This window comes from Lactiplantibacillus sp. B652 (genome assembly GCF_023806745.1).
GTDB classification, from domain to species: Bacteria; Bacillota; Bacilli; order Lactobacillales; family Lactobacillaceae; genus Lactiplantibacillus; species Lactiplantibacillus pentosus.
This window is the reverse complement of record NZ_JAMSKY010000001.1, coordinates 520211-543940: the sequence shown is the minus strand read 5'-3', so window position 1 is coordinate 543940 and position 23730 is coordinate 520211. Positions and strand designations below refer to the sequence as shown.

Sequence of the window (23730 nt, the reverse complement as noted above, 5' to 3'; positions counted from 1 at the left end):
GAAAAGATGGTGTCGTCATGAAAGTGATGCGAAAATTGCACGCCAAACGCGTCGTAATCAAGGTTGGGACGAGTACGTTGGTCTATCCCGATGGGTCGATCAATTTACGTGCAATCGATCAATTAGCCTTTGTGATTAGTGCAATGCGGCATCGGGGACGCGAGGTCGTACTCGTCTCCTCGGGGGCCATTGGTGTCGGTTTGAATTATATGGGCTTAAAGCAACGGCCCAAAGCGATTCCAGAACAACAGGCAATTGCAGCAATCGGTCAAACTGAATTGATTTCGATTTATAAAGAACGGTTTGCCATTTATGAGCAAAAAATCGGCCAGTTACTATTAACGCGCGATATTTTTGTTTACCCCAAGAGTCATCACAATGTGTTGAATACCTTTGAAGCGTTGCTCAAACAAAACGTGGTGCCAATTGTGAATGAAAATGATACGGTCGCCGTGGATGAATTGGACCATGAGACTAAGTTTGGTGATAACGACCAACTCTCGGCCATCGTGGCGACCAATATTGGGGCGGATCTACTGATTATGCTATCCGATATCGATGGCTTTTATGATGGGAATCCGAATGCTGATGCGCAAGCGCAGTTACTGGCCCATATCGAGAAAGTCGATCAGCACACGTACGAACTCGCTGGTGGTAGCGGCAGTCGTTTCGGCACTGGTGGGATGGTCACGAAGCTCAAAGCCGCAGAACGGATGATTGACGCGCACGGCCAGATGATTTTGGCGAATGGAGCGGACCCTAGCGTGATTTTTCAAATTTTAGCAGGTGAACCCGTCGGCACGCTCTTTGGTTAGACAAGAATAGGAGGACAAATCGCATGGAAGACTTAGCACAATTAGGGCAGCGCGCACAGCAGGCCAGCTATTCGCTGGGATTACTGTCCACGATGCAAAAGAACCAAGTATTGTTAGCGATGGCAACGGCCTTAACGACCCAGCAGGATGAAATTCTAGCAGCCAATGCGAAGGACTTAGAAAACCCACAAGTTCCTGAAAAATTCGTGGACCGACTCAGATTGACTGCTGACCGGATCGAAGCGATGGCTACTGGTCTCAAACAAGTGGTCGCTTTACCCGATCCAATCGGCAATGTCGACCGCGCTTGGCGCAATGAAGCCGGGCTGATGATTGCTAAGGAGCGGGTACCACTTGGGGTTATCGGAATGATTTTTGAAGCACGTCCGAACGTGACGGTCGACGCCTCCGCGCTCTGTTTTAAGACGGGCAACGCCGTCATTTTACGGGGTGGCAAGGAAGCAATTCACTCTAACCAAGCGTTAGTTCAAGTCCTCCGCGGCGCCTTACGTGCTAACGATGTGGATGAAAACGCGATCCAATTAATTACGGATACCTCGCACGCCACGGCCGAGAAGTTCATGCAACTGACGGACTACGTGGATGTCTTGATTCCGCGGGGCAGTGCGCGTTTGATTCAGACGGTCCTCGCCAAAGCCACGGTGCCCGTCATCGAAACGGGTGCTGGCAATTGCCACGTTTACGTTGATAAGGATGCGCAGTTGCAAATGGCCACAGACATTGTCATTAACGGTAAGGTTCAGCGGCCGTCCGTCTGCAACGCCACCGAAAAACTCTTGATCCATCAAGACGTTGCGGCAGCGTACTTACCAAGCATGATTCAAGCGCTGCGTGACCAGGGTGTCGAAGTCCGTGGTGACCAAGCGACCCAAGCAATCGTACCGGACGTCGTACCAGCGACGGATGCTGACTGGGGAACCGAATACAATGATTTGATCATTGCGGTGAAAGTCGTGGATTCAGAAGCAGCGGCCATTGCACACATCAACCGCTACAATACGCAGCATTCAGAAGCGATTGTGACGGATAACTACCAAGCAGGTAAGATCTTCCAGCAACGGGTCAATGCGGCTTGCGTTTATATCAATGCCTCAACTCGGTTTACCGACGGCTTTGAATTTGGCTTCGGGGCTGAAATCGGCATTTCAACGCAGAAATTACATGCCCGTGGTCCAATGGGCTTAGCCGAACTCACGTCATATAAGTATGTGATCGACGGTAATGGCCAAGTTCGCCATTAGGCGGATGTTAACTTAAGCTAATATAAGTGCCACAGTGCACAGTTATTCCTGATGGATGACTGTGTGCTGTGGCACTTTTTTAGTATTTTAGTACTTTGGTAACTCAGTACTTTAATGTCTTAGTACTTCAGTATTTTAGTACTAAAGATGATCAAAAAATGCCAAATATTTGTTTTGCTGTTCGTCAGCCGATGTGCGCCCTAGTCCGACTTCCGGGGCCGGCTGACAATTGCTGGAACGTAAGCCGACATCGATTTGAACTCACGCAGAAAATCACTGCGCAATTTCAAATACGAGTCTTATTCTAAGTCGGAAGCAGCCCACTTCCGACTAAGAATAATTTGGCTACTGAGCATTGTCAGCCAGCCCCTACAGTCGGGAAGCCGCTCGAATGGCTGATGAACGTCCACCTATCTGGGCACAACTGACCACTGAATATTAGTCATTTATCTTAATGATACCAATTTCAATGGCACCTAGTCTTGAACTTAGTCGACAAAATTACCTTCGTTTAGAATTCAAGATTTTGTTATCTCAGACGACTAGAGTAATTTCTGATAAGTTCAGTGAACTGCTTGTCTGACAGCATTAAATCATGGCAAAGGAATCTTAGCTATTTCTAAAAAACAGACTGACAGATGAATGTCAAAGTCATTATGTAACAAGGAACCAACGACTAATTCAACAAAAAGTTGAGTCCACACATGTCTGCCTTTCGAATACCATCCCGGCTGGAAGGTATTCTGGGCAAGGCCAAGTGGTGAAATTCCACTTAGCAAGCGTTTTTGGCTTGGTTAGTGGAAGACCAGTATTTAAGACGTGGGTTGTCGGCTTAAATCTGTGTCCACCACGTCACGGCCATTGCCCAGAATGCCTGGAAGCCGCCTTAGGACGATACTACAACAGCAAGTTTACGCTAGCTCGCACTGTTTCCAGCGGGTCTCAGCTGACTACTTTTGAACTTGAAAACTGCACGCTTTAGTCATAGTCAATCATCTAGCACAGCACCACTTCTCATTTACCCTGCTGACAAAGCTAATTTTAGCTCGTCAGCAATATTGTCGAAACGTGTTCGGGTCAGACTGGGACTGAGGATTAGCCTAGCTAGAACGCCAAGCGGAAATTCACCGCTTAACGCTCTAGCTAGGCTAATCCTCAGTCCCAACCCGTCTGAACCTCACACTCTGAAACCCTTAATCAGCGACAGTTACACGCGCCTATGAAAACTTTTAGTTGACAGATGTAAACTCTAGCACTAATCTTATCTTAACTAGTTTTTAATTATTTGGGAGGAATCACGATGACTAACTTAGGATCACAAAACGGTCAATTAGTTGTGAAGACCAGCAGTATGCGGCTCACGACGGATAATGGCGGCTTACCGTTGATGTGTTGTTGTTGCCAAGCAATTGACAGTCGGCAATAACACAGGATTACTAGGTGAGGGGTTATGAGTGATGAAAATTAAATTATGGGTCAGCGGTGTCAGTATTGCGTTACTAGGGTTAGTCTTAGCAGGGTGTGGCAGTCAGAAGTCTAGTCAGCAGAAGACTCTGAACGTCACTGCCAGCCAAGCGATGGCAACGGCCGACCCCGATAAAGCTGATGATATCGTCAGCCAGGCCGCTATTGCACAGTTCATGGAAGGGCTATACACCACCAACCAAAAGGGTAAAGTGGTACCCGCGATTGCCAAGAAGGTCGTCAAGCCAACTAATGATGGGAAGACGTACACCTTTAATTTGCGGCACAATGCGAAGTGGTCGAATGGTAAAAAAGTCACGGCGGCCGACTTCGTTTATTCTTTACAACGGCAAGTTGATCCGAATACGAAGTCCCAAGAAGTCGGGCACGTAGCTGAAATCAAGAATGCTACGGCCATCACGGCGGGTAAAAAAGCTGTTAAGACGTTAGGCGTTAAGGCGCTGGGCAAGTACAAGTTGCAAATCACGCTGAAGCAGCGGGTGCCGTACTTCAATTACCGGCTGGCTACAGAAATTTATCCGTTGAATAAGACCTTTACGGAAAAATATGGCAATAAGTACGGCACTTCAGCCACGAAGACCTTGTCGAATGGCCCATACGTCCTCAAGGGCTGGATGGGAACTAATGACACGTGGAAATACGTGAAGAACCCATACTACTATGGGCATAAACAGGTTAAAATCAAGAACGTCAAGGTTCAGACGGTCAAGAATAATAGTACCGCTGAAAACTTGTTCCAAAGCGATCAGGTTCAAGTGACCCAGATTACCGGGACTCAAGTCTCCGAGGCAGAACGCGGGTCGCTTAAGAGTCAGTTGAAGATTACGAAGCTAAACCAACTCTACTTCATGCTCTGGAATCAGAAACGGTCTGCACTACAGAACACCGATTTACGGCGGGCGGTTAGCTACGCGCTCAACCGGCAATCGCTGGTCAAGAACATTCTGAAGGATGGTTCCGTTGCGGCGACGTCGTTAGTCCCATCAGGCAATACGACGAATCCAACGACCGGCAAGGACTTCAATACGGATACGGGTAATTTGTATCCATACAGTCCCGCGAAGGCCAAGCAATACTGGAAGAAAGCCCAGGCTAGTCTTGGTAATCAGAAGTTGACGCTGCAATTATTAACGAATGACAATGATATTAATAAGTCTGTCGCTGAATATATTCAAGCGGCCATCCAGAAGAATCTCAAAGGGGTGACCGTCAACGTGAAGTCAGTCCCACTGACCAACGAAATTTCAACTCTCAGCAAGGGTGACTTTGACTTTGCGACCTTGTCCTGGTCCAGTGACTTCCAAGACCCGATTGATTTCTTGAACAAGGCGTCAATGACCAACTCCGTTAACTTCGGGAAGTTCAACAACGCCAAGTACGAGAAGCTGATTTCAACGATCACCGCTGATAAGCAGTCCACCAAGGCGCGTTACCAGACGATGCAACAAGCTGCTAAGTTAGTTGCTCAAGAACAAGGGGTGACCCCAATCTATCAAACGTCGGCCGCACACCTGATCAGTAAAAAAGTCGGCGGCGTACACTTCACCCTGTTGCGGGATACGCTTTATCGGTACGCTTATTGGAAATAGTACTTTATGTGGGGCAAACGCTACTTTAAGAAGTGCCAGCCCTCAACCACAACGCCATTCAGGTCTACGCGCCTGAATGGCGTTTTTAAGTCCAACCACCGCCAGAAATATTAATAATTTGATAGAAATGTAATTGAATAAATCAACTAAGCCGAAAAAACCACGTTTTTTCGGCTTTTTTTGATCAATTGTGAGACTAGACAAGTTAACGTTAGTCACCACGGGCTTCACTGCGAATAGTTGTCATGACTCAGTTTGCAGAGAATTGACGACCAACCAATAATAATCCTTATATTTTCGGCGTTTGTACCGGTTGAAGGGGTTATGTAAGGCCACCTTATCAAGGATAGGCAAACGACAATCAACTACTTATAATAAGATTAATTTTATGGAACTGCTCAGTTAATCACATAGGGGGTGTGAGGTGTTGGTCAAACAAGTTACTGAAATAAACGATGCAAGTTACTTATTTAATACCGGCACGGGTTTTAACAGTCAGGATTACCTCGGGTGCCACTTAGCAGCGACAGGTCGCGCGGTCTTTCGCGTCTGGGCGCCACATGCAAAAGCGGTCGCCGTTGTCGGTGATTTTAACGATTGGCAGCCGAATCGCCTGAAGTTATTAGGGGCGACCGGCATTTGGCAGGGACAACTCGCGGGCGTCCATGCGGGGGACTTATACAAGTTTCAAATTACGACCGCGACTGGTCAGGTGACGCTCAAAATTGATCCGTTTGCCCAACAGTTTGAACGTAAACCCGGCGATGCGAGCGTCGTCGTCGAACCCGTCTCAATGGTGTGGCACGACAGTTTATGGCTCGCACGGCGGAAAAAATCACACGCGGTCAACCGACCAATCAATATTTATGAAGTCCACTTAGGCTCGTGGCGCCGGCACGCGGATGATAGTTATGAGACCTATGCTGAGTTGGCGACGGAATTGATTCCCTACGTCAAACAATTGGGGTATGCGCACATTGAACTGATGCCCGTGATGGAACATTTATTAGATGCTTCGTGGGGCTATCAGCAGCTCGGTTACTTTGCCCCGACGAGTCGGTTTGGCAGTCGCGATGACTTCCTGAATTTTGTCGACCAATGCCATCAAGCTAACATTGGCGTGTTAGTCGACTGGGTGCCCGGCCACTTCATCCGCAATTACGATGCTCTGTATCAGTACGACGGGACGCCGACCTTTGAATATGCGGATGCGAAACGAGCGGATAATCGGCGCTGGGGGGCTTGGAACTTTGATCTTGGTAAGACGCAGGTCCAAAGCTTTTTGATTTCAAGTGCGCTGTTCTGGCTCGATCAGTGCCACCTCGATGGGCTTCGTGTTGACGCCGTTTCGAACATGCTGTACCTCGACTATGACGAAGGACGTGAGGGCCAGGTCAACCAGTATGGTGATAATCGCAATCTCGAAGGTATCGCCTTTCTGCAAAAGCTCAATACGACGATTCTAGCGCGTCATCCAGACGTTTTGATGATTGCCGAAGAATCATCCGCTTACCCCCAAGTTACCGGGGCGGTCGCTGACGGTGGGCTGGGGTTTAACTATAAGTGGAATATGGGCTGGATGCACGATACGCTCGACTTCTTCATGATGGATCCGCTCTATCGCCACGACCACTTTAACCTGCTGACCTTTGCCTTTGTTTACATGTTCGATGAGCACTTCATTTTGCCGTTTTCTCACGATGAAGTCGTGCATGCTGGCATTTCCAGGCAAACAGCTGAATTTTATGGGGGCCGAATGGGGCCAGTTCCTGGAATGGCGGGATTGGAGTGCCTTGGAATGGGTCGACTTGAAGGACAAGTTAAATAAGCGGATGCAGCACTTTACCGCGACCTTGAACCAAGTTTATCGGCAAAATCGGCCACTATGGGAACTCGACCATGCGCCTGAAGGGATTATTTATACCCATACCGATGATCCAGAAAGCTCGACGATGAGTTTTATTCGCCAAGCCAAACGTAAGTACAGCTTTGTCGTAGCGGCCTTTAACTTTGTGCCCGTCGAACGGCGCGAATATCGCATCGGCGTCCCATATCGGGGGCATTACGAATTATTACTCAATACAGAAGACCAAGCCTTTGGCGGCACGTGGACCAAGCTCGAAACGGACTTTACGGCCGACGCGATTCCGTATCGCGGCCAACCAGCCAGCTTTACAGTAACGTTACCCGCGATGGGCGCGCTGTTAATTCGACCAGTCAAAATAATGCGAGGGGGAGTTAAGCATGCAAGATGACATGTTAGGAATCATTTTAGCGGGCGGTCAAGGGACCCGTCTAGGTAAGTTAACGAAGGATACGGCCAAACCAGCCGTGCCGTTTGGTGGCCGTTATCGGATCATTGATTTTACACTCAGTAACTGTGCGAACTCCGGCGTGAACACGGTCGGCGTCATTACGCAGTATCAACCCTTAGAGTTGAATGCGCACATCGGCAGTGGTGCTAGTTGGGGCTTTGACAGCTTGAATGGTGGCGTGACTGTTCTGCAGCCGTATTCGTCAAGTGAAGGCGAGAAGTTCTTCCAAGGAACCGCGCACGCCATTTATCAAAATATCGAATATATCGACCAACAGGACCCGAAGTATTTGCTCGTCCTGTCTGGCGACCATATTTATAAAATGGATTATGACGCGATGTTGAAATATCATCAGGAGAAGAAAGCGTCGCTGACGGTCGGCGTGATTCCGGTGTCGAAGGAAGAAGCGAAGCGCTTCGGCATGATGAATACGGATGCCACTGACCGAATCATCGAATTTGAAGAAAAACCCGAACATCCCAAGAGCGACAAAGCCTCGATGGGTATCTACATTTTCAATTGGCCGACGCTTCGGGACTATCTGGTTAAGAGTTATGCGACCGATAAGTCGTTAGAGGATTTCGGGAAAAACGTCATCCCATCTTACCTGGCCAATAATGAATCCGTTTACGCATACGCGTTTAAGGGTTATTGGCGCGATGTCGGGACCATCAAGAGTCTGTGGAAAGCCAACATGGAGTTCTTGTCGCCACATAATCGGTTGAATATCGGCGACCGCTACTGGCGCATCTATTCTAAAGCGGAGGTCCTACCACCGATGTTCTTGACTGAGACGAGTCAGGTCAATAACGCGATGGTCGTCGATAGTTGTTACGTCGCGGGTGAGATCGACCATTCGATCTTGTCACAGCGGGTCTCCGTTGGGATGGGCAGTCGCATCGTCGACAGTATGGTCATGCCGGGCGCAACGATTGGCAAAAACGTGGTGATCGACCACGCACTAATTGGGGAAGATGCAGTGATTGGTGATGATGCCCAAATCATCGGAACGGATGATGAAATTGCAGTGGTTGGGTATCACGAAACGATGGGGGTGGAACAGCCATGAGACGTGAACAAGTTAGTGCCATTATCAACCTACTAGAACCAAGTGATAAGTTACAGCCCTTAACGGCCGTGCGACCCGTCGGTATGCTACCATTTGGCGGGCGGTACCGCTTAGTCGATTTTCAACTTTCAAGCGTGATTAATGCCGGGATTCAAAATGTGATGGTGACGGTGCCCCGTTCTGGTCGCTCCGTTGCTGACCATCTCAGAAGCGGCCGTGATTGGAGCCTGAACACGATTCGCGGGGGGCTGTTCCTATCGCCCTATAACGATTTGAAGTTAGTCGCTCCGGAGAAGAAAGCGGCGCTGTTGCATCACTACTACGACAATTCGATTCAGTTCCTCAAATGCAGTCAGAGTGAGTACTCGGTCGTCATGAGTACCCGCAACGTCGGTAACATTGATTTGAAGGCGCTATTACGCTACCACGAGGAACGCAATAGTCCCGTAACGGCCGTTTACAAACGAGTCGACCCAGCCAGTCTGATTCCTGAAAACACCATTTTACAATTGACTGCCAAGGGTGAAGCAACGGCGGTGGTGCCAATGAGTAAGGCGAAAATCGGGCCGCGGACTAAAAAAGTGGCCAAAAGTATGGCGATTTATCTGATGAGTACGGTCGACTTGATTGAACTATTACAGTCTGCAAACCAGCGCGGCGACATGATCAGTTTGGAAGAATTGATGCGCCAAGCCGTGATTCAGCACAACGCGAACGCCTTTGAATACACTGGATTTGAAGCCAATATTCATGATATAAAGAGTTATTTCGCCGCCAACATGGCCGTGCTGGATGAAGCCAACTTCCGGGCGCTGTTCTACAGTTCACGGCGAATCTATACCAAGGTCAAAAACGAGATTCCAACCTTCTTTGCGACGGGCTCACTGTGTCGTGACAGCCTCTGCGGAACGGGTGGTTACATCGAGGGTCAAATCACGCATTCCGTTATTTTCAGAGATGTTCTGGTCAATCGCGATACCCAAGTCAAGAATGCCATCATCATGCAAGGGGCTCGTATCGGGGCCGGCTGTAAGCTCGAAAATGTCATTATTGATAAGGATGCCGTGATTGGGCCTAACCTGGTACTCAAAGGCACGCCAACGGCACCGTTAATTATCAGCAAGGGCCAGCGCGTCTTCCAGCAAGCGGAGGTGGCGGTCAATGACTAGGGTGTTATTTGCAGCGGCAGAATCGGCCCCCTTTTATAAAACGGGGGGACTGGGTGACGTCAGCATGGCCCTGCCGCGTGCGTTACAAGCAGAAGGCGTCGAGATACGAGTCGTGATTCCCTACTATCCCCGGCAGATGCCAGCCGAGTATCAGCAGCAGCTAAAACCGGTGACGCACTTTACCGTTCAGGTGGGTGCCCGCGCGATGTATTGTGGTGTTAAGACGGTGACGGTCGCGCACGTTCAATATTATTTAATTGATAATTTAGACTACTTTGGACGCGACGGTCTATATGGTTACTGGGATGACGGCGAACGCTTCGCTTTTTTCCAGATGGCGATTTGTGAAATGATGGAACGCATCGATTACATTCCAGACATTTTGCAACTCAACGACTGGCACACCGCGTTTATCCCGGTCTTACTTGCCGAGAAGTACTACTGGATCGAAGCCTATCGCGATATCAAGACGCTGCTGACGATTCACAATTTACAATTTCAGGGCATTTATGACCCAATCATCTTAGATAGCCTCTTTCACATCGGGACCGAGACGTATACCGAGTCGGGGGTCGCCTTCTATGACCGTGTGAACTGGCTGAAGGGTGGCATTAACTTTGCGGATGCCGTCAATACCGTCTCACCGACCTATGCGCAGGAGATTCAGACCCCGGCGTTTGGCGAGCACCTGGACGGGGTCTTGCGGGCCAATCGGCATAAGCTGAGCGGCATCTTGAATGGCATCGACACCCAGGTCTATGATCCAGCGACTGACCCGGCGTTAAAGGTCAATTATACGGTCAAGGACTTAAAGTCGAAGCGATTGGACAAACGGGCGTTGCAACGGCGTCTCGGCTTGCCTGAAAAAAATGTCCCACTATTGGCCGTCATCTCACGGCTGACACGGCAAAAGGGGATTGATCTGTTGCTCGATTCATTGAATCCCTTCTTGCAGCGCCAGGATGTGCAGTTGGTTGTGTTGGGAACCGGTGAGCCGGCGCTCGAACAAGCCTGGCGGACCTATCAACAGGCGTACCCGCAAAAAGTGGTGGCCGCGATTCAGTTTGATACGCAGCTAGCTCAGCAAATCTACGCGGCTAGTGACCTCTTCTTGATGCCGTCCGCCTTCGAACCCTGTGGCTTATCGCAAATGATGGCGATGCATTATGGGAGTCTGCCAGTCGTGCACGCGGTCGGTGGGTTGCGCGATACGGTGCTGCCATATAATCAATATACCGGTCAGGGCACGGGGTTTAGCTTCGATGATTACCGACCAGAAGTGTTCCGCAAGATGCTGACAGTCGCCGTGAACTTATACCGGCACGAACCACAAATCTGGCGGCAGTTACAACATCAAGCGATGACCTGTGATTTTGGCTGGGAACGGTCGGCGCAACAGTACCGAACGACCTATTTGAAGTTAATGCGTTAGGTTTAGTGGGGGTGTGAGTTTGAAATTAACGTGCGCACAGTTTAAGAAAGATTTTTTAAGTGAAATTGAGACGCTGTATTCGACAGCGCTGAATGACACGTCAACGATCGGCCAGTTTATTGCGCTCGGGCAGTTAGTCCGGCGCTACAACAGTCAAAGCTGGACGCGGACGGCGAAACTGTATCGCGACCAGCATCAAAAACAAGTCTATTACTTCTCTATCGAATTTTTGCCAGGTCGACTCCTGGCTTCTAACCTGCTGAACTTGAATTTACTGGATACGGTCAAAAAAGGGTTAAAAGAGTTGGGCTTAGATTTCGAGACCATCAGTCGAGCGGAACCCGACCCGGCACTGGGTAACGGCGGTTTAGGGCGATTAGCAGCCTGTTACATGGATGCGATGGCTAGTTTGAAAATCGCGGGCAATGGTAACGGCATCCGCTATCGCTATGGCTTATTCAAACAAGTCTTTATGGACGGCTACCAAGTCGAATTGCCCGATGATTGGTTACATCACGGTAATGTCTGGGAGACGCGCCGTGATAATAAGAGCTGTCTCGTCCAATTTGGCGGCAACGTCTGGCTCCAGCCGCAACCTGATGGCAGTTTGCAGCCGCAGTATGAAAATACGGATGATGTCTTAGCCGTTCCTTACGATGTCGGCATCGTTGGCTACCATAATGACATCACGAACACCTTGCGTTTATGGTCGGCAGAACTGCCACCTAGCGCGTCGGAAAGTTATTCATCGCAGGAACAACGCGACCGTATCAGCGATATTACCAAGGTGCTCTATCCGGATGACTCCAATTCAGCCGGACAACAGCTGCGACTGCGCCAAGAATACTTTTTCTCATCCGCTGGCGTGCAAAGTATCGTCCGGGACTTTTGTGCGAGTCATCATGGCTTACGCAATCTGGGCAAAAAGGTCGCGATTCACATCAATGATACCCATCCGACGCTCGTCATTCCGGAGATGATGCGGCTACTCATGGATGAGCATCACTGCACCTGGGATGTGGCATGGACGTTGACGACCCAAGTGATGAGTTATACCAATCATACGATTTTACAAGAGGCTTTGGAGACGTGGCCAATCGACATGTTTAAGGGCCTGTTACCACGAATCTACCAGATTATCGTGGAAATCGACCGGCGTTATCGGGAACAACAGACGCCCATTTTTGGCAAGGCACTGGTCGATCAGACGGCGCCTTTGGGCAATGGCCAGGTGCGGATGGCCTACTTGGCAGTGATTGGTAGCCACAGCGTTAACGGGGTCGCACCGTTGCATACCGAGCTACTGAAGACGGACGTGTTACGGGGACTGTATCAAGTTTATCCCGAACGTTTTAATAACAAGACGAACGGGATTGCGACTCGGCGCTGGGTCCAACTTGCCAACCAACCCTTAGCACACCTGATCGATCAGACGATCGGCACGGATTGGCGCCGACAGCCTGATTTGTTGCAGACGTTACTGCCGTATCAACAAGACGATCACTTTTTGCACCAATTAGGACAAGTCAAACAGATTAATAAACAGGCTTTGGCAGCGTATGTACAGCGGACGATGGGCATCAAAATCAGGACCGATGCCATCTATGACGTCCAAATCAAACGGCTGCACGCCTATAAAAGGCAACTACTGCACGTGTTTGAGATTCTCCGGGAGTATTTTCAACTCAAGGACCATCCGCAAGCACCGTTTGTCCCGCGGGTGCACGTTTTCGGCGCTAAGGCCGCCCCGAGTTACCACTATGCCAAGGCAATTATCAAGCTGATCAACGTGGTGGCGGACTTGGTCAATCAGGATCCGGCCATCGGGGACCGGTTGAAAGTGGTCTTCATTCCGAATTATGGCGTGTCCATCGCTGAGTTGATTATTCCCGCCGCAGATGTGAGTGAGCAGATCTCGACCGCCTCTAAGGAAGCGTCAGGGACCAGCAATATGAAGTTGATGGCGAATGGCGCGCTGTCGTTAGCGACTTATGATGGTGCTAACATCGACATTATCCAAGCGGCCGGGGCGGAGAACGAGTACCCGTTCGGTCTGAAAGTGGACGAGGTCTATGACTACTACCATCGCGGCAATTATCACGCAGCGGACTTTTACCAGGCTGATCCAGAATTAAAACGCATTTTGGATAGCTTAGTCGATGGGACGATTCCGGGGATACCAACGGTCGGCCGCGAGATTTACGATTCGCTACTGCGGTACAACGATGAATTCTTTGTCTTGGCAGATTACCGCGCGTATGTCACGCAACAACAACAAATCAGTCGTGATTTTCAAGACCAGCCGACCTGGCAACAACGGTCACTAGCCAACATCGCGGCTTCCGGGCACTTTGCCGCTGATTTGGCCGTCGCCCGGTATGCGGACGATATTTGGCAAGTGCCGCACGAGCGGCTGAATTAAGAAAGGAAGGGTGACAATGCAGGTCACGTATAACTCGTTTTTACCGACATACAAGACACCCTTTGGGCGGTCACCCAACAGACGCCCGTCCAATTCACCATCGGCATTCAAAGTGTCACGCCGGTCAAACAGGTCGACTTGTGTGTGGCGCATGATGGCCAGTGGGATGACGAGGCCACGCTACCGCTGCGACCCGTGAGCCCAACGACCTACACGACGACGTTTATCCCAACTCAGGTGGGGCTCTACTTCTATTACTTCCGTATCGAAACGGCCACCACGACCGTGTTCTACGGCTGTGTCGATGGCGGCTATGGCGGTCCCGGTGTGCAATACGTTTTGCGAGAACACGTTCAGATGTACCAATTGACGATTTTAAAGGCGATTGAGACCTTGCCCCAGTGGTACCGGGAGGGTGTCGCCTATCAGATTTTTGTGGACCGTTTTAATAATGGCAATGCGGATGGACACGTCAATGCACCGAAAGCGAATAACTTTATCTATGGTCGTTTGACCGACCGGCCGCTGTACGTTCGCGATGAACACCGGGCGATTTTACGCTGGGACTTTTATGGGGGCAATCTGCGGGGCATTCGCGCGAAGATTCCCTATTTACAACAGCTCGGCGTGACGATCGTCTACCTGACGCCGATTTTTGAAGCCAGTAGCAATCACCGCTACGATACGGGTGATTTTCTGAAAATCGATCCGGTCTTGGGCACGCTAGCGGACTTCGATGACCTGGTCACCGCGCTGCACCAAGCCGGGATGCGCTTGATTTTGGACGGCGTCTTCAACCATGTGGGCGTGGATTCTAAGTATTTTAATCAGGCTGAAAAGTATCCCACCGTGGGGGCGACGCAATCTAAGGATAGCCCGTACTATCGGTGGTTTACCTTCATCCACTATCCGCAAGACTATGACAGTTGGTGGGGAATTCGGGACTTGCCGACGGTCGACAAGGAAGACCCGACCTACCGGGATTTTATCTTTGGCAAACCCGATTCGGTGATCGACTATTGGACGCAGCGGGGCGTTGATGGCTGGCGATTGGATGTGGCCGATGAACTGCCAGATGATTTTATCGCGGGGATTCGGCGGACTTTGGACCGGTATCCAGACAAAGTTCTGATTGGCGAAGTCTGGGAAGATGCCTCGCACAAGCTCGCGTACGGGCTACGACGGCACTATCTGGAAGGTGGTGGACTACACGCCGTGATGAATTATCCACTCCGGCGCTTGATTATTCACGTGTTGAACGGCATACTCAGCCCCGCAGAATGGTGGCGGGAGCTGATGACGTTGAAGGAAAACTATCCGGCGTCGACCTTCCAGTATAATTTTAATAATATTGGGACGCACGATACGCCGAGAATCCTGACGATGCTAGAAGAGAACCAGCAACGGCTGCGTTTAGCAGTCCAGTTACTATTGACGCTTCCGGGAGTGCCGTGCCTCTACTACGGTGATGAAGCCCTGATGCTGGGCGGCAAGGATCCGGACAATCGGGCCTTTTATCCGTGGGCTGACGCTGATCAAGCGCAGGTGCAGTTTGTGACCGAGTGGCTGCACTGGCGCCGGCAACATCCTTGGTTGAATGCGGCCCACTTTGCGCCGTTTTACTTAGCGGACTACGGAATCGGCTACAGTTACTGGCAAGGCGACCAAACTGTCTTAGTCGTGATTAATGTGACGACTGAGCCGCGGACGGTCACCAGCCATGACTTGAAGTTAAGCGGCTTGCCGCTGGACTTAGAACGGGCGATTCAACATTGCTTGGTGACCCGGACGATTGGTGGCGAACAGTGTCGTGTTATTGAAAACTTTACTTGAACTTTACAGAAAATTGATAGTTGAATAACTTAGTCTGCAGTACATTAAGGATGTACTTTTTAATAGCACCCCGCTAATAACATGGAGACCAGACATGTTAAAAAGTATCCTAGCAATCCTTGCGTTGCGGTATTAGATTGCACGCAGCTTTTCTTGAAAAGCTGCGTGTTTTGTTATGCCTTGATAATTGCCCAAGTGGGACGTGTGCATGGCCAGCTGGAATGAAAGTTCAAGCACAATTCCAGCTCAATTTGCACGACCCGCCTATAATAGACCTGTACACAGCTTCGTGTGAGCTGAGATTGTCACACGTTGAATTATTATAGGGGGTAATTGTGTGTATCAAGCAGTTGTATTTTTTGATTTGGATGGCACCCTGATGCGCGACGACAAGACGGTGGCGCCAAGTAGCATTCAGGCCATTCAACAATTAAAAGCCAATCACATCTTGCCAGTCATTGCGACGGGCCGCAACGTCTTTGAAGTGCGCGACATCATGCAACAGACTGGGATTGATTCGATCGTGAGCGCCAACGGTAGTTATGTGGCTTATCAGGGCCACTTTTTGAGCGCGCACGAACTCGATAAGGATCTCTTGGCGGATGTGACCCACTTCGCCAATCGTCAGCAGCATGCCTTGGCTTACTATAATAACGCCGGTTTTGCGTTGAGCCATCGGGATGCCCTCACCGTTGATAATTATCAAACGCTCCATCAGACGGCAACGGTCGACCCGCAGTTCTACCAACACCGCCACATTAATTTCTTACTGACTTTTGACCCACTGAATGCTTCTCAGTATGCACGTCGCTACCGCGGCCGGCTCCATTTCGTCCGCAATAATCCGCGGGCCTTGGACACGATGCAGTGGGGTGTTTCCAAAGCAGTCGGCATCCGCGATATTTTGACCAAAGCGCACCTGACGACCGTCCCAACCTATGCATTCGGCGACCAATTAAACGACATTGAGATGTTCCGCATGGTCCAGACCCCAATCGCAATGGGCAACGGTCATCCACGCGTCAAACGGCTCGCTGCCTACGTTACCGCGGATAACATGCACGATGGCATCGCACAGGGGCTAAAGCACTTTGACTTGATTTGAAGCAGTGAGACAAAATTTGTTTGAAGACAATAACGACAAGGCGTTTTGGCGCTTTGTCGTTTTTTTTAATGGATATAGTGTTAGGGATTAAAGTCAAGACCGCCAGCTGTGACCCGCCGGAAGTAGGGCGAGTTGGGCGTAAACATACATTGGTAGATGCGTCCTAAGACGGCTTACAGGTGTTTCTGACAATTGCCGGAACGCAATGGACACAGATTTAAGCCGAAAAACACGTCTTAAATACTGGTCTTCCACTAACCAAGCACAAAACGCTTGCTAAGTGGAATTTCATTGCTGGGCATTGTCAGAAACACCCTCCAGCCTGGACAGTATTCGAAAGGCAGACATTTGCGGACTCAACTTTTGATGGACTGGTCGTTGATTCCTAGTAAACAGTTATCTTGGCTTTCAACTGTAAGGCTGATTCCCAGTAATAGATAAGTTATCTCGCCAACATTTTTGAGTCATCTAAGAGAGTAAAACTCTGAATTCTGTACTAATAACAACTCTAGCGTCTAACCTCAGGACTGGTTTCCGTTGACGCTAGCCAGTAATCTTCAAGTCTTTTTGTCAGCATTTAAATACCGTAAACCATCATAAATACTGATTTAAAATTTTTTCTGAAGGATCATCCACCGAATGTTCAGTGGTCAATTGCACCAAGTTAGGTGGTCGTTCATCTGCCATTCGAGAGGTTCCCCGACTGGCCGGCCCGCCGGACAATGCTCAGTAGCCAAATTATTCTTAGCTGGAAGTGGGGTTCTTCCGGCTTAGAATAAGACTCGTATTTGAAATTGCGCAGTGGGTTTCTGCGTGAGTTCAAATCGACGTCGGCTGCGTTCCAGCGTTGTCAGCCGGCCCCGGAAGTCGGACTAAGGCGCGCATCGACTAACGAGCAGGAATCCCACTAAGCACCAAGTCGATACCAAAATCCTGCAAGATAATGTGGGCAACAAAAAACGCCCGCATCAAGCTACTTTGATGCGAACGTTGAAAACAGAGACTAATTAAATTGGCATTCAGGCAGTAATCAGGCCGTAACCAGTTGTGACTGAATGTTGGCTAAGGTCAATTGGGTGGTGTCGGTGAAGTTGATGTCAGCGGCAGCTAACACGGTGGGGTCACCGATACCAATCGATGTTTCACCGGCGCCGTTGATGGATTGGACGCCGGCAGCCGCATCTTCGACTCCGATACATTCAGCGGGGCTCAGATTCAAAATTTCAGCGCCACGCCGGAAGATTTCTGGATCTGGTTTACCATGCGTTAGCGTGGCAGGATCAACGGCCTTGGTGAAGTAGTGCCCCAGGCCTAATTTGCTCAACACTAGTGGCGCATTCTTAGAGGCCGAAGCCAGCGACATGGCATAACCATGGGCTTGCAATTCTGCTAAGAAATCAGTGATGCCTGGCAAAATGTTAGCGGGCGTCATTTGATTGACCAGTGCGAGATAATTAGTATTCTTTTCGGCAGCTAACGCGGCTTTTTGGTCAGGGGTGAAGTCATTTTCTCGATGCCCACGGGCTAAAATCAAATTCAGTGAATCCATCCGGCTGATACCTTTGAGCGCGTCGGCCAACTGGTCATCCCAACTTACGCCGACCTTGTCCGCAATTTGATGCCAAGCCTGACTATGAAAGACCGACGTATCCGTGATGACGCCATCGAGATCGAAGACAAATCCTTTGATTGCTGCAAATTCAACCATCGTTTTTTCCTCCTAATTTAACTGGCATAAGTGACTGACAGTGGTTTCTTAGCTTGTAATTGGTACGATTGCTTGCCGATAATGATCGTGCTTGGTTGATCAGCGGTGACGGTGACGCGCTGATGGTCAATGACGAAGACGTAGTGGATACCCCGGAACAGATGCTTGAATTTCAAAGTCTGCCAGTGGTCTGGCAACTGCGGATTGACTTGCAGGTGCTCACCGAGGGGACTGACACCACCAAAATTGCGGGTGGTCAGATTTAAAGTGGCACACATCACGCCTAGGTGAATGCCTTCTGCCGTGGTCCCACCTTGAATATCATAGTAATCGGAGGCGAGGGCTTCTGAGAACAGCTTCCAAGCGTCATCATCGTTGTCATCAAGCTGGTTCAAGACCGCGTAAACGATGCGTGACAGGGTCGAACCATGGGTCGTGCGGGCCAGGTAGTACTGAATGTTGTGGGTCAAATACTCTTTAGGGAGTTGATACCCCATTTGTTCGATCAGACCCTGGACTGTTGGCACGTCAAAGTTGTAAAAGGCCATCAGGGCGTCCGCTTGTTTGGCGACTTGGTAGGCATCCGGCGTCTTATCTTCCGCCTTCAAGATGCGGTCTATCCGGGCAATATCACCGTATTTTTGATGATAAGCCTGAAAATCAAGCTTCGGCAGATTGAAGTACCCTTCAAATTGGGCAATGACCCCGCGACGGTTGATTTCTAAGGCCAGATGATGACTAATATCCGTCAACTTTTGACTAGTGGCCGTATCGAAACTGGCCGCTTCAGCCGCTTGTTGGAAGGCCGACTGTGGCATTTGTGCTTTGAACTTCGTAATGATATCGAAGAGCCAGGCGACCATGATATTGGTATAGGCGTTATTCTTCAATCCCGGCTTAGTACTGTTCGGGTAATTTTCGTGGAATTCGTCGGGACCCATCACGCCACTAATATCGTATCGTCCAGTTTCTTCATTATAGGTCGCTTTACTGATCCAAAATGCGGCAATTGAGAGCAATAATTCCATCCCATAATGATTGAGAAAGTCGCGGTCTTGCGTGACGTGGTAGTAGAACCAGACGTTGTAGGCAATATCTAACGAGACGTGGCGTTGTAGGCGGCTGTTGTCTGGATCCCAGGTCTTTGTGATGGGATTCAGATGGGTGAATTGCGACTGCTCGTCACCCTTTGAAGCGGATTGCCACGGGAACATAGCGCCGCGATAGCCTTCCGCCTGAGCATTTTTACGAGCCGCTGGTAATCGCCGGTAACGGTAGTACAGGAGTTGTTTGGCTAATTCTGGTCGGTGCAAGGTGTAGAACGGCAAAATGAACATTTCATCCCAGAAGACGTGACCACGGTAAGCCTCGCCGTGTAATCCACGGGCCCCCACGGAAGCGTCTAGTTGGCCACTTTCAATGGCGGCAGCGGAAACGAAACTGTGGTAGATGTTCACCCGCAACAGGCGCTGACTAGTGATGTCGCCGCGAACTTTGATATCGGTCGTCCGCCAAGTTGCGTCCCAATAGTCCTTGCTGGCACTTGCCGTTTTGTCAAAACTGGACTGGTCGAGTTCGGCTTGGACCTGGGGCAACTGTGCGTCATCAGCGACGTTGCTCGTTGTGATCACGACGTCTTTATCAAACGTATAAGTCTTACCAGCTTCGACGGCTAGCGAGACGGTTTGTTGAACGCCCTGGGATTGTTGCGTGCTGTGGAAATTCTTGATGGCAGGTACGTCGGGACTGGTTAGTTGGGCACCAATCGTATAGTTGATGTGCGATGATTTAGTTTGTCCCGAGAGAAAAACGGTATTGGCCGCAGTCTCGATGCCCATCGTCTGTAAGTGATGCTGGTCAAAAACGTTGTAACGACTGACATTACTGTTGACGACGCTGCCATCGATTTCGGAATAAATCTGTAAACTCCCGGCAAAGTTGAGCGGTGTCACTTGATAGCGGATGCTGTAACGGTGCCAGTCCTGCATGTTAGCGACCTTTTGTGAGCGAATCTTGAGCTGATGGCCGGAAGCCAGCTGAATGAGTTTGGTCGTTGTCAGAATCCCAGTTTTTAGATCGAGGCTCCGATAAACGTCTTGTAAATCGTGTTCATTGAGTCGAAATGGGGTTTGGTGATCGATGCCAAACGTGATGAATTGTGCGTTCGGTAGGTTGACTAAGTCTTCGTTGGTGACTTGGTGGTCATTGATGGTCGTCGTTTCTTGGTCGAAGACGCCGGCAACGTAGGTTCCTGGATAATTATCCTTGTCCGCGTGACTTTCCAAAAAGGCGCCACGTAGCCCGAAGTAGCCGTTACCAATCGTCAGCATGGCTTCTTGACCGTTATTGCGGACGCCGTGATACTGGCCGTAGTAGTCGAGATGCCACTTTAAGTAGGCACTCTTGGCTTTTACGGCGGCTGCCAGTCCGAGTTGCTCAACGGCGGCTTGACTGACGACCGGAATGTTCAGCAAGTTCGTTAACGCCAAGCCGACATCGATGCGGTCGTAGTTCACGCCGACGATCGTATCAGAGAAGGGGTACGATAAGCCGTTTTCAAGAATTGCCGCGTCAAATTTCAATCCTGCTAAGCGCACCTTGATGTTTTCCAGGTTTTCACCGATTGATTGGTCAGGATTATAAGCAATTAGGTAGTGAACGGTCGCTTCTTGCCCCGATACCGGGTGATAGGCGATGTCCATCGCATCATTTTCAATTCGCAATCTAATAAGTTTCATTAGTTCACACTCCTTAGTTCGGTCATTAAAAATTGCATTCATTTAATTATAACTATGAAAATATTAGGTACACTTATAGCCTAGTCTCTTTTTAGCGGCCTCGCAAATATTGCGGCTGAAAGCACGTCGTTACGGGGATGAAAGCGGCATTACTTATGAAGGTGAATGAACGAATCAAGGGGGGCTTGTGGCCTTGTCGGGGCGAACTTGGTGCACGGTCAAGTTAGAGGCCAGTGCTAATTCGGGGATGATTTTACATAAAAAGCCGCCATTAAACGACGGTCTAATGACGGCTTTCAGAATATAATAATGGCAATATCTTGAGGTGCGCACACGCGGCCGGACGCCCGAAACGACGCTGTACATGCGCGCGGGTCAGATTTAATGCGGTCGCTCATCAGTGGGTGGATCGATGAGTTCCAGGTGGTCGATCGTCATCATCTGACGAATTTTGATCGAATTGGTCTGAAAATGCAGAATGACCGGGTCCTTGTAGTCCAGTTGTTGCTGAAAGTCAGTCAGCGCCGTGCGCCAATCCTGGTCAAACGCGTTGTTGCCGACCAGGGTCAATTTACCGCGTAACATAATGGACGAATAGTCCGAGAGTTGATAGTAAAATAGGCTGGCCTGCCGACAGTTCTGAATATTTTGCGTGGTTGATGTTTGGCGGCTGGTGTAGAAGTAGAGTTCTTCCAGTCGCCGTTTGATTGGTAAAGGACTCAGCGCTACCATGGTCGGATAGCCATCCGCATCAACGGTTGCTAATGTGAAGACGGGGGCTGTCTGAATCATCTGGAGCGCTGCTTGTCGAGTGGTATGTTGCATGATTAGCTTCCCCCTTTGTTACTAATTAGTATGCCTGAACTGCGGGGGAAAGTCATCCGTTATGCATGGCGTTATTTGCCCTTAATTCGGCGAGGTATGATATACTTGAAGCACTTAGCGCGCGGGGCACTCCAGCGATGGGGCGTCCTAAGGGTTAACGTTGTCGCCACTTCAGTCAGTTCTGAGAGGACTTATATTAATGAAAAATGGTACGGTAAAATGGTTCAACGCGGATAAGGGATTTGGTTTTATTACGGGTGAAGACGGTACCGATGTCTTCGTTCATTTCTCAGCGATCCAAACGGATGGTTTCAAGACCTTAGATGAAGGTCAAAAAGTAACCTATGATGAAGAACAAGGTGATCGTGGTCCGCAAGCGACGAACGTTCGACCTCAATAGTTAGCAGTGTGCCGAACCGTTGATGTTAACGGTTCGGTTTTTCAGTTGGTGATGTCCGTCAGACAAACAAGAAAGCTAAGTGGTCAGGATGGATTTTGTAGATGTTTATGGTATTAAGCATGAGAATTGTACGTTGGTCACGCCTGCGCGTGAGTATCAGCGGGTCGTGATTTTTATGGATGCCGTGGGGCGGCGCTTTGTCGCGATGGACCCCGATGCGCAACCGACCAAGTACGGAAGCAGTAACCAACATTGGCACCAGGCTAAGCCGAGCGAGGCACCTGAAGGCTATTTCCACATTGAAAAGTAAACCCAGCATTGGCGGATTGATGCTGATGTCAAAAAAGGACTGGCGCGGCTGTACGGCTGCGGTCAGTCCTTTCACTTTTTGGGCGTATAAAAAAATCAGCTCTCACGGTGGATTATCACAGCGTGAAAACTGATTAGTGTGGTTATATGATGGGCAGTCAGGGGATCGAACCCTGGACCCACGGATTAAGAGTCCGTTGCTCTGCCAGCTGAGCTAACTGCCCATAACTCAACAAAAAATATAATATCATGAATTCTGAGTTCTGACAACACTATTTTGTGTTTTTTTTCAAAAAAGCGCAATTTTTTGCTAAATTACCCATGAAAACGGTTACCGTAATTATCAGATTATTTCCCGGGAAATACTACGGCCACGCGGATTGGCAATCAAAGAAAGCCAACCCTATTTGTGATATACTAAAAACAGTGTTGAATTTTATTTCAACCGACCTGACGCGAGAAAAGTGACCTTTTCTCGTAATTAATCGTGAACCACCTTAAAATTGAAATGTAAACCTGTTTTCCCCTAAGGAGGAAGAATCGTTATGAAAAAAATCTTAGTTGTTGATGATGAAAAACCAATCTCCGATATTATGAAGTTTAATTTAACTAAAGAAGGCTATGAAGTCCACGTCGCCGCTGACGGTGAGGAAGCCTTGCAAAAAGTCGATGAAGTCCATCCTGATTTGATCCTCTTAGACTTAATGTTGCCGAAGATGGACGGCCTGGAAGTCGCCCGGCAAGTCCGGAAGAATTATGACATGCCAATCATCATGGTTACGGCCAAGGACTCTGAATTGGATAAAGTCCTAGGACTGGAACTCGGTGCCGATGATTATGTGACTAAGCCGTTCTCAAACCGCGAATTAGTGGCTCGGGTCAAGGCAAACTTACGGCGGCAAGGTGCGCCAAGTGCGCAGCCAGCCGAAGTCGAAGAGAATTCAGATATCGAAATCGGTGATTTGGTCATCCATCCTGAGGCTTACATGGTCTCCAAACGTGGTGAAAACATTGAATTGACGCATCGTGAATTTGAATTACTACATTACTTAGCCCAACACATTGGTCAAGTGATGACGCGTGAACACTTGTTGCAGACGGTCTGGGGCTACGATTACTTTGGTGATGTCCGGACCGTTGATGTGACCGTACGACGTTTGCGTGAAAAAGTTGAAGATAATCCGAGTCACCCGAAATGGCTGGTGACTCGGCGGGGTGTGGGTTACTACCTCCGCAATCCAGAAAACGAGTAGA

General features: G+C 49.4%; 16 protein-coding genes, 1 tRNA gene and 1 pseudogene. 14 read left to right on the top strand and 4 right to left on the bottom strand.

Translation table 11 applies throughout. The annotated features are described in order from the left end of the window. Window positions 1-17 precede the first annotated feature (17 nt). The 11 genes and pseudogenes from proB to MZO40_RS02290 all read left to right on the top strand — a co-directional run bounded on the left by proB (window position 18) and on the right by MZO40_RS02290 (window position 16496). Window positions 18-815 carry a glutamate 5-kinase gene (gene proB, locus MZO40_RS02335; RefSeq protein ID WP_003637278.1) on the top strand — a complete coding sequence of 266 codons (798 nt, stop codon included), beginning with the start codon at window positions 18-20 and terminating at the stop codon, window positions 813-815. 23 nt (window positions 816-838) lie between these two features. After that, window positions 839-2077, top strand: coding sequence for a glutamate-5-semialdehyde dehydrogenase (locus tag MZO40_RS02330; RefSeq protein WP_050338053.1), 1239 nt, complete (start codon window positions 839-841; stop codon window positions 2075-2077). Between the two features lie 1300 nt (window positions 2078-3377). After that, window positions 3378-3503, top strand: coding sequence for a hypothetical protein (locus MZO40_RS17360; protein ID WP_260197975.1), 126 nt, complete (start codon window positions 3378-3380; stop codon window positions 3501-3503). Window positions 3504-3534: 31 nt separating this feature from the next. Then, entirely contained in the window at window positions 3535-5151 is a 1617-nt protein-coding gene (locus tag MZO40_RS02325; protein ID WP_105960904.1) for a peptide ABC transporter substrate-binding protein, read from the top strand. Between the two features lie 427 nt (window positions 5152-5578). Next, window positions 5579-7406: pseudogene (gene glgB / locus MZO40_RS02320) on the top strand (1,4-alpha-glucan branching protein GlgB). Continuing rightward, window positions 7396-8535: a glucose-1-phosphate adenylyltransferase gene (locus MZO40_RS02315; protein WP_003637282.1), complete on the top strand. Its 1140-nt coding sequence runs from the start codon at window positions 7396-7398 to the stop codon at window positions 8533-8535. The pseudogene glgB and the gene MZO40_RS02315 overlap by 11 nt, the downstream one beginning before the upstream one ends. Then, the gene (glgD, locus tag MZO40_RS02310; protein WP_105960906.1) at window positions 8532-9704 is read left to right on the top strand and encodes a glucose-1-phosphate adenylyltransferase subunit GlgD; all 1173 of its coding nucleotides are present in this window, start codon (window positions 8532-8534) and stop codon (window positions 9702-9704) included. Before MZO40_RS02315 ends, glgD begins: the two co-directional genes overlap by 4 nt. Further along, window positions 9697-11136 (top strand): glycogen synthase GlgA, encoded by a 1440-nt coding sequence (gene glgA / locus MZO40_RS02305; RefSeq protein WP_105960907.1) that lies wholly within the window; start codon window positions 9697-9699, stop codon window positions 11134-11136. Before glgD ends, glgA begins: the two co-directional genes overlap by 8 nt. Window positions 11137-11155: 19 nt before the next feature. Then, window positions 11156-13558 carry a glycogen/starch/alpha-glucan phosphorylase gene (locus tag MZO40_RS02300; RefSeq protein WP_105920139.1) on the top strand — a complete coding sequence of 801 codons (2403 nt, stop codon included), beginning with the start codon at window positions 11156-11158 and terminating at the stop codon, window positions 13556-13558. A 144-nt stretch (window positions 13559-13702) separates the two neighbouring features. After that, complete coding sequence (locus MZO40_RS02295; RefSeq protein WP_252133073.1) at window positions 13703-15391, top strand: glycoside hydrolase family 13 protein; 1689 nt, start codon at window positions 13703-13705, stop codon at window positions 15389-15391. A gap of 337 nt (window positions 15392-15728) precedes the next feature. Next, window positions 15729-16496 carry a Cof-type HAD-IIB family hydrolase gene (locus tag MZO40_RS02290; protein ID WP_105960909.1) on the top strand — a complete coding sequence of 256 codons (768 nt, stop codon included), beginning with the start codon at window positions 15729-15731 and terminating at the stop codon, window positions 16494-16496. Window positions 16497-17526: 1030 nt separating this feature from the next. Here MZO40_RS02290 and pgmB read toward each other — a convergent pair. The 3 genes from pgmB to MZO40_RS02275 form a co-directional block, all read right to left on the bottom strand. Continuing rightward, window positions 17527-18204, bottom strand: a complete 678-nt coding sequence (gene pgmB / locus MZO40_RS02285) for a beta-phosphoglucomutase (RefSeq protein WP_050338047.1) — start codon at window positions 18202-18204, stop codon at window positions 17527-17529. 17 nt (window positions 18205-18221) lie between these two features. Next, the gene (locus tag MZO40_RS02280; RefSeq protein WP_252133072.1) at window positions 18222-20942 is read right to left on the bottom strand and encodes a glycoside hydrolase family 65 protein; all 2721 of its coding nucleotides are present in this window, start codon (window positions 20940-20942) and stop codon (window positions 18222-18224) included. A gap of 381 nt (window positions 20943-21323) precedes the next feature. Continuing rightward, window positions 21324-21767, bottom strand: a complete 444-nt coding sequence (locus tag MZO40_RS02275) for a pyridoxamine 5'-phosphate oxidase family protein (RefSeq protein WP_003637291.1) — start codon at window positions 21765-21767, stop codon at window positions 21324-21326. A 199-nt stretch (window positions 21768-21966) separates the two neighbouring features. On the opposite strand from MZO40_RS02275, the gene MZO40_RS02270 reads away from it, so the two are divergent. After that, the gene (locus MZO40_RS02270; RefSeq protein WP_003637292.1) at window positions 21967-22167 is read left to right on the top strand and encodes a cold-shock protein; all 201 of its coding nucleotides are present in this window, start codon (window positions 21967-21969) and stop codon (window positions 22165-22167) included. Window positions 22168-22255: 88 nt separating this feature from the next. Then, complete coding sequence (locus tag MZO40_RS02265; RefSeq protein WP_003637293.1) at window positions 22256-22477, top strand: hypothetical protein; 222 nt, start codon at window positions 22256-22258, stop codon at window positions 22475-22477. A 150-nt stretch (window positions 22478-22627) separates the two neighbouring features. On the opposite strand, the gene MZO40_RS02260 is transcribed toward MZO40_RS02265, so the two are convergent. Further along, a tRNA-Lys gene (locus MZO40_RS02260) sits at window positions 22628-22700 on the bottom strand. A gap of 321 nt (window positions 22701-23021) precedes the next feature. Here MZO40_RS02260 and yycF point away from each other — a divergent pair. Continuing rightward, entirely contained in the window at window positions 23022-23729 is a 708-nt protein-coding gene (yycF, locus tag MZO40_RS02255) for a response regulator YycF (protein ID WP_003637294.1), read from the top strand. The last annotated feature ends 1 nt before the right edge of the window (window position 23730 follow it).

Excerpts from the sequence above, each read along its gene's own strand:
- proB (WP_003637278.1), top strand. The coding sequence starts at position 18 with ATGAAAGTGATGCGAAAATTGCACGCCAAACGCGTCGTAATCAAGGTT.
- MZO40_RS02330 (WP_050338053.1), top strand. The coding sequence starts at position 839 with ATGGAAGACTTAGCACAATTAGGGCAGCGCGCACAGCAGGCCAGCTAT.
- MZO40_RS17360 (WP_260197975.1), top strand. The coding sequence starts at position 3,378 with ATGACTAACTTAGGATCACAAAACGGTCAATTAGTTGTGAAGACCAGC.
- MZO40_RS02325 (WP_105960904.1), top strand. The coding sequence starts at position 3,535 with ATGAAAATTAAATTATGGGTCAGCGGTGTCAGTATTGCGTTACTAGGG.
- MZO40_RS02315 (WP_003637282.1), top strand. The coding sequence starts at position 7,396 with ATGCAAGATGACATGTTAGGAATCATTTTAGCGGGCGGTCAAGGGACC.
- glgD (WP_105960906.1), top strand. The coding sequence starts at position 8,532 with ATGAGACGTGAACAAGTTAGTGCCATTATCAACCTACTAGAACCAAGT.
- glgA (WP_105960907.1), top strand. The coding sequence starts at position 9,697 with ATGACTAGGGTGTTATTTGCAGCGGCAGAATCGGCCCCCTTTTATAAA.
- pgmB (WP_050338047.1), bottom strand. The coding sequence starts at position 18,204 with ATGGTTGAATTTGCAGCAATCAAAGGATTTGTCTTCGATCTCGATGGC.
- MZO40_RS02280 (WP_252133072.1), bottom strand. The coding sequence starts at position 20,942 with ATGAAACTTATTAGATTGCGAATTGAAAATGATGCGATGGACATCGCC.
- MZO40_RS02275 (WP_003637291.1), bottom strand. The coding sequence starts at position 21,767 with ATGCAACATACCACTCGACAAGCAGCGCTCCAGATGATTCAGACAGCC.
- MZO40_RS02270 (WP_003637292.1), top strand. The coding sequence starts at position 21,967 with ATGAAAAATGGTACGGTAAAATGGTTCAACGCGGATAAGGGATTTGGT.
- MZO40_RS02265 (WP_003637293.1), top strand. The coding sequence starts at position 22,256 with ATGGATTTTGTAGATGTTTATGGTATTAAGCATGAGAATTGTACGTTG.
- yycF (WP_003637294.1), top strand. The coding sequence starts at position 23,022 with ATGAAAAAAATCTTAGTTGTTGATGATGAAAAACCAATCTCCGATATT.